13 protein-coding genes are annotated in these 15,344 nt (G+C 65.1%); 11 read left to right on the top strand and 2 right to left on the bottom strand.

All coding sequences use genetic code 11. The features are described 5' to 3' along the window. Nucleotides 1–59: 59 nt before the first annotated feature. The gene (gene rtcR, locus KH389_RS23930; protein WP_043861879.1) at nt 60–1,643 is read right to left on the bottom strand and encodes an RNA repair transcriptional activator RtcR; all 1,584 of its coding nucleotides are present in this window, start codon (nt 1,641–1,643) and stop codon (nt 60–62) included. A 611-nt stretch (nt 1,644–2,254) separates the two neighbouring features. Between rtcR and KH389_RS23925 the strand changes: the two genes are divergently transcribed. The 5 genes from KH389_RS23925 to KH389_RS27435 are packed head-to-tail and all read left to right on the top strand — an operon-like array spanning nt 2,255 to nt 6,926. Continuing rightward, nucleotides 2,255–3,400: a slipin family protein gene (locus KH389_RS23925; RefSeq protein WP_054916416.1), complete on the top strand. Its 1,146-nt coding sequence runs from the start codon at nt 2,255–2,257 to the stop codon at nt 3,398–3,400. Between the two features lie 45 nt (nt 3,401–3,445). After that, on the top strand, nt 3,446–4,660 hold the full coding sequence (locus KH389_RS23920; RefSeq protein ID WP_213606389.1) for an RtcB family protein: 1,215 nt from the start codon (nt 3,446–3,448) through the stop codon (nt 4,658–4,660). Between the two features lie 50 nt (nt 4,661–4,710). After that, nucleotides 4,711–5,508, top strand: coding sequence for a nucleotidyltransferase domain-containing protein (locus tag KH389_RS23915; RefSeq protein ID WP_043861877.1), 798 nt, complete (start codon nt 4,711–4,713; stop codon nt 5,506–5,508). A gap of 28 nt (nt 5,509–5,536) precedes the next feature. After that, the gene (locus KH389_RS23910) at nt 5,537–5,848 is read left to right on the top strand and encodes a hypothetical protein (RefSeq protein ID WP_043861876.1); all 312 of its coding nucleotides are present in this window, start codon (nt 5,537–5,539) and stop codon (nt 5,846–5,848) included. 4 nt (nt 5,849–5,852) lie between these two features. Continuing rightward, on the top strand, nt 5,853–6,926 hold the full coding sequence (locus tag KH389_RS27435) for a DUF6708 domain-containing protein (RefSeq protein WP_058541910.1): 1,074 nt from the start codon (nt 5,853–5,855) through the stop codon (nt 6,924–6,926). On the opposite strand, the gene KH389_RS23900 is transcribed toward KH389_RS27435, so the two are convergent. Continuing rightward, on the bottom strand, nt 6,856–7,761 hold the full coding sequence (locus KH389_RS23900) for a DMT family transporter (protein WP_054916415.1): 906 nt from the start codon (nt 7,759–7,761) through the stop codon (nt 6,856–6,858). The genes KH389_RS27435 and KH389_RS23900 overlap by 71 nt on opposite strands. Before the next feature lie 98 nt (nt 7,762–7,859). On the opposite strand from KH389_RS23900, the gene KH389_RS23895 reads away from it, so the two are divergent. The 6 genes from KH389_RS23895 to KH389_RS23870 all read left to right on the top strand — a co-directional run bounded on the left by KH389_RS23895 (nt 7,860) and on the right by KH389_RS23870 (nt 15,344). Beyond that, a complete protein-coding gene (locus KH389_RS23895; RefSeq protein ID WP_054916414.1) occupies nt 7,860–8,771 on the top strand; it encodes a LysR family transcriptional regulator in 912 nt (303 codons plus the stop codon). Nucleotides 8,772–8,827: 56 nt separating this feature from the next. Next, nucleotides 8,828–9,835 carry a response regulator gene (locus tag KH389_RS23890; RefSeq protein WP_043861873.1) on the top strand — a complete coding sequence of 336 codons (1,008 nt, stop codon included), beginning with the start codon at nt 8,828–8,830 and terminating at the stop codon, nt 9,833–9,835. A gap of 4 nt (nt 9,836–9,839) precedes the next feature. Continuing rightward, nucleotides 9,840–10,811 carry a sensor domain-containing diguanylate cyclase gene (locus tag KH389_RS23885; protein ID WP_213606388.1) on the top strand — a complete coding sequence of 324 codons (972 nt, stop codon included), beginning with the start codon at nt 9,840–9,842 and terminating at the stop codon, nt 10,809–10,811. Nucleotides 10,812–10,908: 97 nt separating this feature from the next. After that, a complete protein-coding gene (locus tag KH389_RS23880; RefSeq protein WP_043861871.1) occupies nt 10,909–11,427 on the top strand; it encodes a sigma-70 family RNA polymerase sigma factor in 519 nt (172 codons plus the stop codon). Next, the gene (locus KH389_RS23875) at nt 11,420–12,430 is read left to right on the top strand and encodes a FecR family protein (protein WP_244988658.1); all 1,011 of its coding nucleotides are present in this window, start codon (nt 11,420–11,422) and stop codon (nt 12,428–12,430) included. Before KH389_RS23880 ends, KH389_RS23875 begins: the two co-directional genes overlap by 8 nt. A gap of 118 nt (nt 12,431–12,548) precedes the next feature. After that, a complete protein-coding gene (locus KH389_RS23870) occupies nt 12,549–15,344 on the top strand; it encodes a TonB-dependent receptor (RefSeq protein WP_213606387.1) in 2,796 nt (931 codons plus the stop codon).

The raw sequence follows: 15,344 nt of genomic DNA, 5'->3' as shown, positions 1-15,344 counted from the left end.
CGGTGGAAGGGAAAGTGTGCCGGCCAATACGGCCGGGGCGCGGATTCTAGCATGGCAGCTCAGCTGCGCAGCTGGTTCCAGTCCAGTTCGAAGCGCGCCAGGTATTTGCGCAGGCGGTCGGCATCGTTGGGTTTTTCCTTGTCCTGGCGCGATACCGCAAACAGCTGGCGCCCTGCGTCGGACAGCGAGCGGGCATCGCGACACACCCGCAGCACGGCCTCCAGTTGCAGGCGGTCGAACAGGTCCAGCTCACGCCCTTCAAGCAACGGCTCGGTGGGCGCCGCAACCCCCCAGGCCCGTTGCAGCCGGGTGATCTCTTCGCTGACCAGGGGCTCGTCGATGCGTCCGCTGTCGGCCAGGGTCGCCATGCGCGTGATCGAGGCCGACAGCTCGCGAAAGTTGCCGGCCCAGCGTGCTTGCGGTGAATGGGCGAACGCCAGGTACTGGCGCTTGGCTTCAAGGTTGAAGCGCACGTTGCGGCCCTGTTCGCGGGCGTGGCGCTGCAGTTCGAAATCGATGTTCGGCTCGATGTCTTCGCGCCGCCCGGCCAGCCCCGGCAGTTCGAAGGTCCACAGGTTGATGCGCGCATACAGGTCTTCGCGAAACAGCCCTTCGGCCACCTGCTTGCGCAGGTCACGGTGGGTGCCGGCGATCAGTTGGAAGTCGCTTTGCACCTCGTTGTCTGCGCCCATCGGGAAGAAGCGCTTCTCTTCGATGGCCTTGAGCAGCATGGCCTGTTCGTCGGCGCCCAGTTCGCCGATTTCGTCGAGAAACAGCATGCCGCCGTCGGCGGCGCGCAGCAGGCCGTCGCGGGCGTTCTGTGCACCCGTGAAGGCGCCCTTGATATGCCCGAACAGGCTCGACATGGCGCCGTCGCCGCGCAGCGTGGCGCAGTTCACTTCGACGAAGCGGCCCTCCAGCTGGTGGCGCGTGCGCTTGAGTTCATGGATGCGCCGGGCCAGGAACGACTTGCCGGCACCGGTCGGCCCCACCAGCAGCATCGGGGCGGTTGAGCGCAGGGCGACGCGCTCGATCTGCTCGATGGAGTGGTTGAACGCCACGTTGCGCGTGGCGATGCCGGCCTTGAGAAACGCCAGGCTGTGCGCCTGCTCGCGCTGAAAGCGCGAAGCGATGTGGTCATAGCGCGACAGGTCGAGGTCGATCAGCGTGCTGGTGCCGGCCGGGTCACGCTCTTCTTCCTTGCCGCGCGCCGGCGAGGTCTGTACCAGTCGCGCCGGCAGGTAGCGCGCCTCGGTCAGCAGAAACCAGCAGATCTGCGCAACGTGGGTGCCGGTGGTGATGTGCACCAGGTAGTCCTCGTGCTCGGTGTCGAAGTGGTAGCTGCTGGCGAAGTCATGCAACGCGCCGTACATCTCTTCGAAATCCCACGGGTTGTGCAGTGCCAAGCGGTGCAGGCGCACCTCGGTGTGGGGCGACACGCTGAGTACATCCTCGCGCAGGCGCTCGGCCAGGCCCAGATCACGTTCGCTCTTGCCGTGAATCAGCTCCAGGCGGTCGATCGAAAGATCCGGCTGCTGGCACAGCGCGACGGTGGGCCGCCACTTGTTCCAGCGCGCGGCACCCTTTCCGTTGCGGTCGAGGGTGGTGCCGATGAAGCCGATGGCAACGCTGCGCTTGTGCATGCTGTTTATCTTTTTGGATAAATGAAGAGATAAAAGTATACATAAAAGCCCTCAAGCATTTGCCAAGTGCGCAGATTGATTTAGCGAAGATTAAAATAAAACACTTATAAATCAATTAGTTGAAAATAAATTCTAGCGCTTTTACGAAACCTGGCACGCCCCTCGCAATAACTCTTTCGACCGCATCGCCAAGCAGGCCAACGGGTCGGGGTTCACAACCCCACCGGTGCACGAGCCCACCTCTGGTGTTGGTGTCGTGCATGCCGCCGCCGCAACGACCGGTCGCTGGCGCAACCCCGGATGGGGCCGCCAACGAGCCTAGAACTCGTTACATACCCTCCACGGTAGCTGTACCCGTAACACCCGCCGGTGAGGCGAGGGCAACGCACTTGCAGCCAGGATGGCTGACTGTCGCGAAGGACGCCCCCGCCACCGCTGGTACGCCCGGCCTGCTGGCCGGGCCCGGGGCAAGGCGCAACGTCGGACCGAAGGACTCGGTCGGCAAAGGACTCTGATGTCCCGGCGCGTGCACCTCCCCCCGGGCCCCACCTGCAGCGCTCGGCGTACCGGCCGCACCGGCACCACGGAATTCATTGAAAGGGAAATACAGAATGAAACTGCTCAAGCGCTTCATCGTGAAAAAGAACGAACGCGGCCTGCTGTTCTGCGAGGGCGACTTCGTGTCGATCCTGGAACCGGGCGTGCATCAGCGCTTTGACCTGCATAACCGGCTGACGGTGGAAACCTTCAGCCTCAACACCCCGCGCTTCGAGCACCGCCTGGCCGGCTACCTGCGCCAGAGCGAGCCGGCGGTGGTGGATCAGTACTTCGAGCGCATGGACCTGGCCGAACACGAAGTGGGCCTGCGTTTCGAGGATGGCGCACTGGCGGAACTGCTGCCACCGGGCAGCCGCCAGTTGTACTGGAAGGGCCAGAGCGCGCAGACCCTGCAGCGCATCGACCTGACCCACAGCTATCGCCTGGAGCCGACCCTGCTCGGCCAGCTCGGCCAGCCCAAGCTGCGCGGTCGCACCCTGGCCGGGCTGGATGCGGTGCTGCTGGCGCCGGTGCCGGCCTTCCATGTGGGCGTGCTCAAGGTCGATGGCGCGGTGGTCGAGCTGCTGCCGGCCGGTCAGTACGGCTTCTGGCGCTTCAACCGCCAGGTGAGCGTCGATATGGTGGACATGCGCATCCAGTCGCTGGAGGTCAGCGGCCAGGAGATCCTCACCCGCGACAAGGTCAGCCTGCGCCTGAACCTGGCGGCCAACTGGCGCTACAGCGACGTGCTGATGGCTTTCGCCAGCCTCAGCAAACCGCTGGAACACCTGTACCGCGAGGTGCAGTTCGGCCTGCGTGCGGCCGTGGGCACGCGTACCCTCGACGAGCTGCTGGAGAACAAGCAACTGATCGACGACACCGTCAGCCAGTACCTGGCCGAGAAACTGGTGGGCAGCGGCATCGAGGTCAGCGGCCTGGGCGTGCGCGACATCATCCTGCCGGGTGAAATGAAGACCCTGCTGGCGCAGGTGGTGGAGGCTGAGAAGGCGGCCCAGGCCAACGTGATCCGGCGCCGCGAGGAAACCTCGGCGACCCGTTCGCTGCTCAACACCGCCAAGGTCATGGAAGACAACCCGACGGCCCTGCGCCTGAAGGAGCTGGAAACCCTGGAGCGGGTGGCCGAGCGCATCGACCGGATTTCGGTATTCGGCGGGCTGGATCAGGTGTTGAATGGGCTGGTCAGCCTGAAAACCGCATGACACCTGCCAGGCCTTCGGGCCTGGCGGGCTACAAGGACAATTGAGATGAAACACATGAACATCCTCGAAGTGGCCAACGGCAAACCGATCAAGCTCTGGACCCAGGGCGTGCCGGTGGACGAGGACGCACGCCAGCAACTGATGAACACCGCGCGCCTGCCGTTCATCTTCAAGCACCTGGCCGTGATGCCCGATGTGCACGTGGGCAAGGGCTCGACCATTGGCAGCGTGATCCCGACCCTGGGCGCGATCATCCCGGCGGCGGTGGGCGTGGACATCGGCTGCGGCATGATCGCGGCGCGCACCTCGCTGGTGGCGGCCGACCTGCCCGACAACCTGCAAGGGCTGCGCAGCGCCATCGAGAAGGCAGTGCCCCACGGCAAGACCTTCGGCCGGCGCGATCAGGGCGCGTGGAACCACGTACCGACCGTCGCCGATCAGGCGTGGTCGGCCCTGGCCGGGCGTTTCAAGGCGATCACCGACAAGTACCCGCAACTGCAGAAGACCAACAATCGCCAGCACCTGGGCACCCTGGGCGGCGGCAACCACTTCATCGAGGTGTGCCTGGATGAGGCCGACCGCGTGTGGTTCATGCTGCACAGCGGCTCGCGGGGCGTGGGCAATGCCATCGGCAACCTGTTCATCGAGCTGGCCAAGGCCGACATGCGCCAGCACATCGCCAACCTGCCGGACAAGGAACTGGCGTACTTCGAGGAAGGCAGCCGCCATTTCGACGACTACGTCCAGGCGGTGGAGTGGGCCCAGGACTTTGCCCGGCAGAACCGTGCGCTGATGATGCACGCGGTGATCGAGGCCACGCGCCAGGTCATCCGCAAGCCGTTCGAGGCCAACCTGCAGGGGGTCAACTGCCACCACAACTACGTGCAGAAAGAGCAGCACTTCGGCCAGGAGATCCTGGTGACGCGCAAGGGCGCGGTGTCGGCGCAGAAGGGCCAGCTGGGGATCATTCCGGGCTCGATGGGCGCCAAGAGTTTCATCGTGCGCGGCCTGGGCAACAAGGAATCGTTCTGCTCCTGCAGCCACGGTGCCGGGCGGATCATGAGCCGTACCCGGGCCAAACAGGCCTTCACCCTTGAGGACCAGGTGCGCGCCACCGCGCATGTGGAGTGCCGCAAGGACAAGGACGTGATCGACGAGATCCCGATGGCCTACAAGGACATCGATGCGGTGATGGCGGCGCAGCGCGAGCTGGTGGAAGTGGTGCACACGTTGCGTCAGGTGGTGTGTGTGAAAGGCTGACGGCCTCTTCGCCGGCCTTGCCGGCGAAGGGGTACAACGAGGATTCGAACATGAACATGGAAGACCGTCACCCCCTGCCCAGTGCGATGCGCAGCTGGGTACTCGAAGAACTGCAACGCATCGAGCGCGAGCATGACGTGCGCGTGCTCTACGCCTGCGAATCCGGCAGCCGCGCCTGGGGTTTTGCCTCCACCGACAGCGACTTCGACGTGCGCTTCATCTACGTGCACCGCCAGGATTGGTACCTGCGCATCGACGAGCCACGCGACGTGATCGAGCGCCCGCTCACCGACGAACTCGACATCAGTGGCTGGGAGCTGCGCAAGACCCTGCGCCTGCTGCGCAATGCCAACCCGACCCTGCTCGAATGGCTCGACTCGCCGCTGGTGTACCGCGCCGAGCCGGGGGCGCTGCAAGCCTTGCGCGGCCTGGCCAGACAGTTCCATTCGCCGCAGGCGGCGTTTCACCACTACCTGTCGATGGCCACCAAGAACTTTCGCATCTACCTGCAGGGCGAAGAGGTGCGCCTGAAGAAGTACCTCTACGTATTGCGCCCGCTGCTGGCGGTGCGCTGGATCGAACAGGGCCTGGGCATGCCGCCCACCGCGTTCGCCCAACTGGTGGAGGCGACCCTGCACGACCCGCTGCTGCTGGCCGACCTGGACGAGCTGCTTCGCGTCAAACGCATCGCCAGCGAAGCCGATTACGGGCCTCGCCGCGTACTGCTGCACCAGTTCATCGAGAGCGAGCTGGCACGAGGGGGAGCCGCCCCGGCACTGCCCAGGCCCCACGGCGATGTAAAACTGCTCGACGACTATTTGCGTGATACTGTGCGCCGTTTTTCATAGGAGCCTGTATGAACAAGGATGTCGACGCATGCTGAACCTGCGGCTGGCGCAACGCTGGGAGCGCCTGGGCAATCGCGATACCGAGGTGGGCCTGATGCTGCTGTTCGCCCTGCTGGCCGCGCTGTTTGCCTGGGGCGCCTATGTCATGGCCTATCCGGAGCATGGCTGTGTGCGCATGGGCAAGGGCAACAGCGGCCCCCTGGAGTGCAACCCGCGCCAGTTGCTCAACAATGCTGTCGGGCTGCTGTTGATCGGCGTCTGCTGCGCAAGCCCCATCTTCTACATCCTGTGGCACTGGATCAAAGACATGGCGCGGCCATTGACGCTGGAAGAGGAATAGCTCGATGACCGACAGCAAATACGAACGCCTGCCCCACGCCGGTGACTTCGAGCGGGTGGCCGGCACCGAGATCGTCTACCTCTCGCCCCTGCCGATCCCCACCGGCATGCCGGCCTACAGCAGCCGCAACCTGCACCGCGAATCCAACGAGGTGTACCTGGACTTTGCCATCGGCCAGGGCAACTTCGAGTTCATGGCGCGCTGCGGCATCGCCTCGGTGATGGGCGTGGTTACCTGCTTCATGCTCACTGCCTTGCTCGGCTCCTGGGCACGCCGCCATGTGGAGCCGTTCTGGAGCACCTTCTCCGACTTCATGGCCAACGGGTTCATCTGGGGCTTCATCGCCTGCCTGTCGTTGCTGTATGCGGGGATGTTCTGGCGGGTGATGCGCGAGGTGACGATTCACCCGCCGATACGCTTCAACCGCCAGCGCCGCGAGGTGGCGTTCGTGCCCACTCGGGGCGCGGCGCCGATCTTCGTGCCGTGGGAGTCGGTGATCGCCTGCGTCAGCGCGGGGCGCACCGTCACCGAGTACGCCGTGCTGCCCGCCTTCAACCTGATGTTCTGCCTGCGTCAGGCCGACACCGGCAATGTGCTGTGGATCAACGTGCCCAGCGGCCACCTGGGCGCGGCGATTGCCGAATGGGAAGCGATCCGGGTGTACATGGAAGAGGGCCCGGCGAGCCTGCCGCCAGCGCCCGATGAAGAGTTCGAGGAGGGCACCGTGGCGTTCTTCCACATGGCCCGCCAGGGCTATCGCGACAACTTCCCGTGGTGGCAGCACTGGTTTGGCTTTCTGTTTGTGCAGGCCTTCGGCGGCTGGACCTTGCCGTGCCATATCTCGCACTGGGTCAACAACCGGCCCAAGGCGGGCATACCTCCTGAAGTGAAGGCGTGGTCGACGCCGCTGCCGGCTGAACAGCATGCCAGGCCCAGCGCCGAACTGCTGGCGCAGAGCGAAGAGGTGCGCAGTACCTTGCGTCGTGGCCAGACCCTGCTCGACTACTTCAATGTGAAGTTTGGCGACCCGGCTGAACCGGCAGCCGAGGCGGCCTCAGGTTCAGCGCCAGCACGCTGATCAGCACCAACGGCCCGCCCAGCATCACCGAAGCCGAGGGCCGCTCGCCCAGCAGCGCTGCGGCGATCAGCATGGCGAAGGCGGGTATCAGGTACAGCGCCAGGGTCACCCGGGTGACCTCGCAGTGGCGCAGTACCCAGGCCCAGGCCAGGTAGGCCAGCGCGCTGGGGAATACCCCCAGCACCAGCACCGCAGTGTTGGCCTGGGACGGCGCGTGGCCCAGGTCGTCGAGCAGCCCCGGCAGGTACACCATCAGCAATGCAGTGCCCGACCATACGGTGTAGCAGGTGATGGTCAGCGCGTCGTAGCGGTGGCCGTGGTGTTTCTGCAGGGCGAAATAGATGCTCCACGACAATGCCGCCACCAGAATCAGCAACCCGTGCGGGTCGAACTGGCCGAGCCCGCGATCGCCGGCCACCACGATCACCGCGCCGGCCATGCCCAGCAGCAGGCAGCCCCAATGCCAGGCCCCGGCCACCTGCTTGAACACCCAGTGCGCGATCAGCAGGCTGAACAGCGGCGTGGACTGCGCCAGCACACTGGCCGCCCCGGCGCTGACCCCGCGCTGGCCGTAGTTGATGGCCACATGGTGCAGGCTGACCGCGAACAGGCCAAGCAACAGCAGGGTGGGCACGTCCCTGAGCCGGGGCAGGGTGATGCCGCGCAGCAGCGCGATGACCGCCATGAACAGCGACGCCACGATAAAGCGCGCCAGCGCCAGGTGCGTGGGCGCATAGCCCTGCAAGCCCAGGCGGATGCCGGTGGGCGAGTAGGCCCAGCACAGCAGCACGAAGAGTACGGCGCAGGCGATTTTCAGTGAGCTGGGGCGGGTCATGGGGTGGACTTCCGATGGGCGGGTGCGCTCAGTATCGGAACGCCTACTGCTCACTACAATCGACTTATACTGAGCCAATCGTTCACTTTGGGTGATGTATGGAGCTGATGCAGATCCGCATGTTCAAGACCGTCCACGACACCGGCAGCATTGCCCGTGCGGCCGAGGTGCTGCACTACGTGCCGTCCAACATCACGGCGCGGATCAAGGCGCTGGAGGCCGAGCTGGGCGTGCCGTTGTTCCATCGCCGCGGGCGCGGGCTGGTGATCAGTCCGGCGGGGGAAACCTTCTTGCCCTATGCCACGCAGATGCTGGCCCTGGCCGAGGCCTCCAGGCAGGCGCTGGCGCCGTCCGCCAAACCATCCGGACGCTTGCGCATCGGCGCCATCGAGTCCTCGGCCAGCGGGCGCCTGCCGCGGTTTCTGGCGCAGTACCATGCGCGCTATCCCGAGGTGACGCTGGAGCTGAGCACCGGCACCTGGTCGCAGATGCTCGACGATGTGCTCAACCACCGCCTCGATGGTGCGATCGTGGCGGTGGATGTCGAGCGCCCGCACCTGCGCCGCACCCTGATGTACCAGGAAGACCTGCTGCTGATCGGCGCACCGTCACTGGGGCCGCTGCGCAGCGCCGCGGACCTGGTGGGCAAGGCCGTGTTCATGTGGCCTGAAGGCTGTCCGTATCGGGCGGCACTGGAGCACTGGCTGCAGGCCCAGGGGCACAAGCTGCCCATCGTGGGCATCGGCAGCTACGGTGCGATAGTCAGCTGCGTCAGCGCCGGCACCGGGGTGTCACTGGTGCCGCGCGGCATCTACGAGCAGTACCGCCAGGGCGCAGGGTGGATCGGGCACGAGTTCGCCGACCTGAAGGCGGTCGACAACCTGTTCTACTGGCACGAGGGGGCGGGGCGACATCCGGCGCGGGAGGCATTCGTGCAGATGCTGCGCGATGGCCTGGCAGGGAATGTGCAAGTGGATTCGCTCAGCACCGCTGACGCCGCGGGTACGTAGAACCTGGCGTCGGATCATGGCATGATGCCATTACTTTTTATATTGATATTCACTCGATGAGCGCCCCGTCTGTGTCAACGATGTCCTTGCTGGTGTGCGATGACTCCATGGTGGCCCGCAAGCAGGTGCTGCGCGCGCTGCCCGCCAACTGGCCGGTAACGGTTACCGAGGCCAGCGACGGGCGCCAGGCCATGGACGCCATACGCCGCGGCCTGGGCCAGGTGGTGCTGCTGGACCTGACCATGCCCACCATGGATGGCTACCAGGTGCTGGCTGCGCTGCGTGACGAAGGCCTGAGCCCCAAGGTCATCGTGATCTCGGGCGATGTGCAGGAAGAGGCCGTGCGCCGGGTGCTGGACCTGGGCGCGCTGGCGTTTCTGAAAAAACCCTTCGACCAGGACGAGCTGCGCCGCCTGCTGGCCCAGTTGGGGCTGCTGGGTGAGCGCTCGGCGACACCGCTGGCCGGTGCGGCGACTGCCGTCATCGGCTTTCGCGAGGTGTTCAGCGAAACGGTCAACGTCGCCATCGGCCGCGCCGCGGCCCTGATCGCCAAGGTGCTGGGCGTGTTCGTGCAGTTGCCGGTGCCCAGCGTCAACCTCTTCGAGGTGGGCGAGTTGCACATGGCGCTGGCCGACGCGGGCAGCAGCCAGCGGCTCACGGCAATCTGCCAGGGCTTCATCGGCAGCGGCATCGCCGGCGAGGCCCTGCTGATGTTCCACGATTCGGAAATCGCCGACATGGCCAAGCTGATGCGCCACCAGAGCATCGAGTATTCCGACATGGAGCTGTTGCTGGACTTCTCCAGCGTATTGATCGGTGCGTGCCTGAGCAGCATTGCCGAGCAGATCGACGTGGTGTTCTCCCAGGGCCACCCGCAGATCCTCGGGCAGCACGGCACCATCGACGAGCTTATCCAGGTCAACGGCCAACGCTGGCAGAAAACCCTGGCGGTCGAGATCAGCTACAGCCTGGAAGGGCACGATATCCGTTTCGACCTGCTGTTGCTGTTCACCGAAGACTCCATCGAGCGCTTGACCCATAAACTTGCCTACCTGATGAACTGAGCCCATGCGCGATCCTATCGACCTGAAGGAATTTCACTGGCTGCTGAGCATCGTGCAGAGCATCGATGTGGGCGTGGTGGTGCTCGACCGCGAACATCGGGTGCAGGTGTGGAACACCTTCATGGAAAACCGCTCGGGGGTGCAGCCCAGGGATGCCTACAACCAGTGCTTCTTCAGCCTGTTCCCCGAGGTCGACCGGCAATGGTTCAGCCACAAGGTGGACAGCGTCGCGACCCTGGGCACCCCGGCTTTCACCATCTGGGAGCAGCGCCCGTACCTGGTGCGGTTCAAGAACTACCAGCCGATCACCGGCCAGGTGGACTTCATGTACCAGAACACCACGCTGCTGCCGTTGCGCTCCACCGACAGCGAGATCCGCCAGATCTGCCTGGTGATCTACGACGTGACCGATGTGGCCACCAACCGCCACCAGTTGCAGGCCGCCAACGCTCAGTTGCAGAAGCTGTCCAGCACCGATTGCCTGACCGGCCTGTACAACCGCGGGCATTGGGAGGAGTGCCTGCAACTGGCGCATGCGCGCAATCAGCGCTATGGCAACGCCACCAGCCTGGTGATGTTCGACATCGACCATTTCAAGCGGGTCAACGACACCTATGGCCACCCGGCGGGCGATGCCGTCATTCGCCAGGTGGCCAGGGTGGTTCGCGAGCAGATCCGCGACAGCGACGTGGCCGGCCGTTACGGTGGCGAAGAGTTCGGCGTGGTGCTGACGGACACCGACAAGGCCGGCGCGCTGATCTTTGCCGAGCGCCTGCGCAAGGCGGTCGAACGCCTGAGCGTCAGCCATGAGGGGCAGGACATCCGTTTCACCATCAGCCTGGGCGTGGCCGATCTGAGCCAGCCCTCCAGCAGCCACGCCGAACTGATTGCCTGGGCCGACCATGCGCTGTACCTGTCCAAGCACGGCGGGCGCAACCGGGTGACAGTGCATGAACCCGCGGTGGCGGCGGGCTAGCTCAGCTTAAGGCGCAGTAGCAGGTCTGATATTTCAGTTGATAATCATTCGCAATTGAATGCAGAATAGCGGCCCTCCCAACCCGCTCCTGCCTTCAATGGTCGTCGCCGTGTCCTGCCCCAGCGATAAACTCCAGTTGTACCTTTCCCACCGTGCTGCGCTGGTCGACTATTCGGCACCCATCGTCGGCTGCCGTGCGCAGGCCGAGGACGTGGTGCAGGAGGCCTGGCTGCGTTTCTGCGGGCAGGCCGACGCCGGTGCGCAGTTGGGCAACCCGGTGGGGTACCTGTACCGCATCGTGCGCAACCTGTCGTTCGACCTGCTGCGCCGCACGACCCTGGAAAACCGCCAGCCCGATGGCGGCGAACGGCTCGATGAGCTGCCGTCGAGCGCACCGTCGCCGGAGCACCAGGCCCTGCACCGCGATCAGTTGCGTGTGCTGCAGGACGCCCTGGCGCTGCTGCCGGAGCGGGCGCGGCAGGCCTTTCACATGCACCGCTTGCAGCACATGACTTTTCAGGAAATTGCCGCCCGCTTGAATATTTCGACTAGTCTGGCGCACCAACTGGTGCGTGACGCACTGACCCACTGTGCGGAGCATCTGGCCGATGACTGATACCACCCCGTCTTGCCGAACGCCCGGCTCGCTGAAGGACGACCCGGTGTGGCAGGCCGCCATGGACTGGCTGCTGCAATGCAATGCCGAACCGGACAACGCGCTGCTGCACCAGGCCCATGCGCGCTGGCTGGCCGCTGACGAACGCCATGCGGCGGCCTGGCGCAAGGTGCAAAAGGTCTGGATGCTGAGCGCCGGCATCGACCCGCTGGAGCCACCAACGGCGCATCAGGTGCCCGCCGCACCGCGCATGGCAGCCCGCCGGCGCAGTTGGCCACGCCGGGCGCTGGCGGCGAGCGCGCTGGCGGCCTGTGTGCTGTTGCTGGTGGGGCGTGCACCGCCGGCCGACTACAGCAGCACGGCGGGCGATCACCGGCAGGTGCGCCTGAGCGACGGCAGCCACATCGAACTGGGCAGCGACAGCGCCATCCGCGTGGCGTTCGAGCCGGGTGCGCGTGCGGTCACGCTGCTCAAGGGCCAGGCATTCTTCGAGGTCAGCCATGACGCCGCGCGGCCCTTCACGGTGCAGGCCGAAGACGTGAAGGTGACCGTCACCGGCACGGCGTTCGATGTGGACTTGAGCCGCAGCGCGGTGTCGGTAGCAGTGCAGAGCGGCTCGGTGCAGGTGCGTGATAGGCGCGGCGAACTGGCAGTGCCGGCGCTGGGTGCGGGCGACAGCCTGCGCGTGGGGCTGAACCAGGGCCCGGCGCAGCGCAGCCGGGTGCAGCTGGAGCAGGTTGCGGCATGGCGCCAATGGCAGTTGCTGGTCAACGACCGTCCATTGGCCGAAGTCATCGAGCAACTGCGTGCCTATTACCCCGGCGTGTTGCTGCTGCAGGACCGTGCCCTGGGCCAGCGGCGCATCACCGCGTCGCTGAACCTGCGGTCGCCAGGTAGCGCGCTGCAACTGGCCATCGCCCCGCTGGGCGGGCAGCTGACGCAATGGGGGCCGTACATCACGGTCATCCGTGAGCGCGCTTCGCCGCCTGGGAAAAAAAAATAAATTCACGAAGTTCTGGAAATTCCCCATCGCCGTTCGTTTATTGCCCCGCTGAGTTAATCGTACAGATTCTCATTTACAGGCGCGTATCGTTCGCGCCGAACGGGGAGTTCACCAGAGCATGTCCATTCGCACCCAAGAGTCGTTGCAGGGTCGTCGGCGCAGTGCGCGCCTGCTGTTGCTGTCAGTGGGGCTGGCAGTGTCGTTGCCGGTGCTGGCCGATGACGAGCCGGCGCGCCACAGCATCGATATCGCGCGCCAGCCGCTGGGCTCTGCGCTGATGGCGCTGGGGCAGCAGACCGGCCTGCAGATCAGTGTCGAAAGCCAGTTGCTGGGCAACCTCAGTGCCCCGCCGGTGCGTGGCGAGCTGAGCGCCGATCAGGCGCTGGCGATCCTGCTCAAGGGCAGCGACCTGGAATGGGTGCATATCGGCGACGACGCGCTGCTGCTGCAACGGGTGGTGCGTCCGCGTGCCGACCAGATCCAGCTGGAAAACACCAAGGTCCGCGAACGGGCGCTGCTGCCACAGGGTGAAACCCATATCGATCGCGAGCTTATCGAGGCAATGCCGGCCGGCAACGGCGACATCACCAGCCTGCTGCGCAGCCACCCCAACGTTCAGTTCGACGACAACCAGCTCAGCAGCAAGACACCCGGAGAAATCGCCCCGGCCAACATCAGCATCAACGGCGCGGCGTTCTACCAGAACGCCTTCCTGGTCGACGGCATCAACATGAACAACGACATCGACCCGGCCGAAGACCGCGTGCAGTTGCTGGACAGGGTGCCGGGGCGCAGCCAGGGCCTGGCGCTGGACACCGACCTGCTGGAGAACATCACGGTTCTGGACAGCAACGTGCCGGCCGCCTATGGCGGCTTCAACGGTGGGGTGATCGACGCCCAGACCCGCGCCCCGACCAAGGCCCTGCACGGCAAGTTCTCGGTACAGACCACGCGCTCGGCCTGGACCAAATACCACATCGACGAGACGGAAGAGCAGCGCATGGAGAACTCCGGCTCGCCCGACGAGCAGCCCGAGTTCGACAAGGTCATCGTGCGCGGTACCTTGCAAGGCCACCTGACCGACACCTTCGGCCTGATCGGCAACTTCAGCCAGAAGCGCTCGACCATTCCGCTGAGCCTCTACTCCTACAACAACGTCGAAGAGATGGGCTATCACAAGGAGAAGCAGGAGCGGCGCATCGACAACTACTTCCTCAAGTCGGTGTGGCAGGCCAGCGACCGGCTCACCGTCGAGACCAGCGTGACCCACGCGCCCGAAGAGAGCCATTACTTCCGGGCCAACGTCGCCAACTCCGGCTATGACAACAAGGTCGGCGGTACCCAGTTGAACCTGCGCACCGTGTGGGACGGCGACCTGGCACGCGTCGAACAGACCCTGGCCTGGAGCCGCCAGGAACAGAGCCGCACCTCGGACTCGGCCGACTACTGGACCTGGCGCAAGTCGACCACCAAGGACTGGGGCATCGGCAGCAAGACCACCGCCAACACCCTGGAGGGGGGCTGGGGCGATATCGAACAGCAGCAGCGCACCTGGCAGTACAAGCTCAATGCCGACTGGCGCAGCTTCGACTGGCTGGGCGCCATTCACCGCCCGCAGACCGGCCTGGAGTTCTCCCGCCAGTACGTGCGCTACGAGCGCCTCACCGACAGCAGTACCTACGTGGCCCCGGCCGCCACCAACAGCTGTACCAACAGCGCGGGGGTGACCGATACCGTTGCCTGCAACATGGGCGAGACCGTCAGTGGCTGGGCCGGCCAGTACATGAAGAGCCGCACCCGCTATGCCCCCGGCGAATTCGATTTCACCACCACCACCTGGGGCAGCTGGGTGCAGGACGAGATCACCCTGGGCAAGCTGACCCTGCGCCCCGGCGTGCGCGTGGACAGTGACGACTACATGGACAAGACCACCTGGGCACCGCGCTTCTCCCTGGAGTACGACGTGTTCGGTGACCGCACCACCTTGCTCAGTGCCGGTGCCAACCGCTACTACGGCCGCAGCGTCACCAGCTGGCAGTTGCAGGACGGGCGCAACCGCCTGCGCTTCAACGAAACCCGCGCGAGCCTCGACAAACCCTGGGTGACCAAGTCCAACGGCAGCAACCAGACGCTGTTCAATCAGCTCGACATCCCCTATGACGACGAGCTGATGCTGGGCGTGGTGCAGCAGTGGGCCGGCATCGAGTACGGCCTCAAGTACGTCAACCGCAAGGGCCGTGACCAGGTGGTACAGGTGTCCGGGCGCACCCTGGGGCAGCCGTCCACCGACCCTGACCTGGCCAGCAACTACACCACCTACACCAACGACGGCAAGAGCGAGACCGATACCTACACCCTGACCGTGACGCCGATGCAGCGCTGGACGCTGCTGGGCACGCAGACCGGCGGCCAGCTGGCGCTGAACTGGACCGACAGCAAGGCTTCCTCGCCCAGCTATGTGCAGGCCGACGACACCTACTACCAGAACGACGTGATCCAGTACCAGGGCAGCTTCATCAACTACCAGGACCGCCCGGCGACCAACTACAACCGACCGTGGACGGCGCGCCTGACCACCATCACCGACATCCCCCAGGCCAACCTGCAGTGGAGCAACTTCTGGCGCTACCGGGCCGGCTACAAGCGCATCGGCGACACCGGGCGCAACGTCGATTACAGGGGCAACTCGGTGGATGTGTGGGAAGAGCAGAAATTCGACGCGGCGCTGACCTGGGACACGCGTCTGGGCTGGCGTATCCCCACCGCACGGGACCAGGCCATCTTCGTCAACGTCGACGTGTTCAACGTGCTCGACAAGAAGTCGGTCAATGCCAACGCCACGGTCAACAGCAATTCAGTGTCGACCTATGAAGTGGGTCGCCAGTACTGGCTGGAAGTGGGGTACACCTTCTGA

The sequence above is a fragment of the Pseudomonas qingdaonensis genome, assembly GCF_018398475.1.
Lineage (GTDB): Bacteria > Pseudomonadota > Gammaproteobacteria > Pseudomonadales > Pseudomonadaceae > Aquipseudomonas > Aquipseudomonas palmensis.
This window is presented reverse-complemented; position numbering and strand designations above follow the sequence as displayed.

Bases quoted from the DNA above. Each gene is read 5' to 3' on its own strand.
- rtcR (WP_043861879.1), bottom strand. From the start codon at position 1,643: ATGCACAAGCGCAGCGTTGCCATCGGCTTCATCGGCACCACCCTCGAC.
- KH389_RS23925 (WP_054916416.1), top strand. From the start codon at position 2,255: ATGAAACTGCTCAAGCGCTTCATCGTGAAAAAGAACGAACGCGGCCTG.
- KH389_RS23920 (WP_213606389.1), top strand. From the start codon at position 3,446: ATGAAACACATGAACATCCTCGAAGTGGCCAACGGCAAACCGATCAAG.
- KH389_RS23915 (WP_043861877.1), top strand. From the start codon at position 4,711: ATGAACATGGAAGACCGTCACCCCCTGCCCAGTGCGATGCGCAGCTGG.
- KH389_RS23910 (WP_043861876.1), top strand. From the start codon at position 5,537: ATGCTGAACCTGCGGCTGGCGCAACGCTGGGAGCGCCTGGGCAATCGC.
- KH389_RS27435 (WP_058541910.1), top strand. From the start codon at position 5,853: ATGACCGACAGCAAATACGAACGCCTGCCCCACGCCGGTGACTTCGAG.
- KH389_RS23900 (WP_054916415.1), bottom strand. From the start codon at position 7,761: ATGACCCGCCCCAGCTCACTGAAAATCGCCTGCGCCGTACTCTTCGTG.
- KH389_RS23895 (WP_054916414.1), top strand. From the start codon at position 7,860: ATGGAGCTGATGCAGATCCGCATGTTCAAGACCGTCCACGACACCGGC.
- KH389_RS23890 (WP_043861873.1), top strand. From the start codon at position 8,828: ATGAGCGCCCCGTCTGTGTCAACGATGTCCTTGCTGGTGTGCGATGAC.
- KH389_RS23885 (WP_213606388.1), top strand. From the start codon at position 9,840: ATGCGCGATCCTATCGACCTGAAGGAATTTCACTGGCTGCTGAGCATC.
- KH389_RS23880 (WP_043861871.1), top strand. From the start codon at position 10,909: ATGGTCGTCGCCGTGTCCTGCCCCAGCGATAAACTCCAGTTGTACCTT.
- KH389_RS23875 (WP_244988658.1), top strand. From the start codon at position 11,420: ATGACTGATACCACCCCGTCTTGCCGAACGCCCGGCTCGCTGAAGGAC.
- KH389_RS23870 (WP_213606387.1), top strand. From the start codon at position 12,549: ATGTCCATTCGCACCCAAGAGTCGTTGCAGGGTCGTCGGCGCAGTGCG.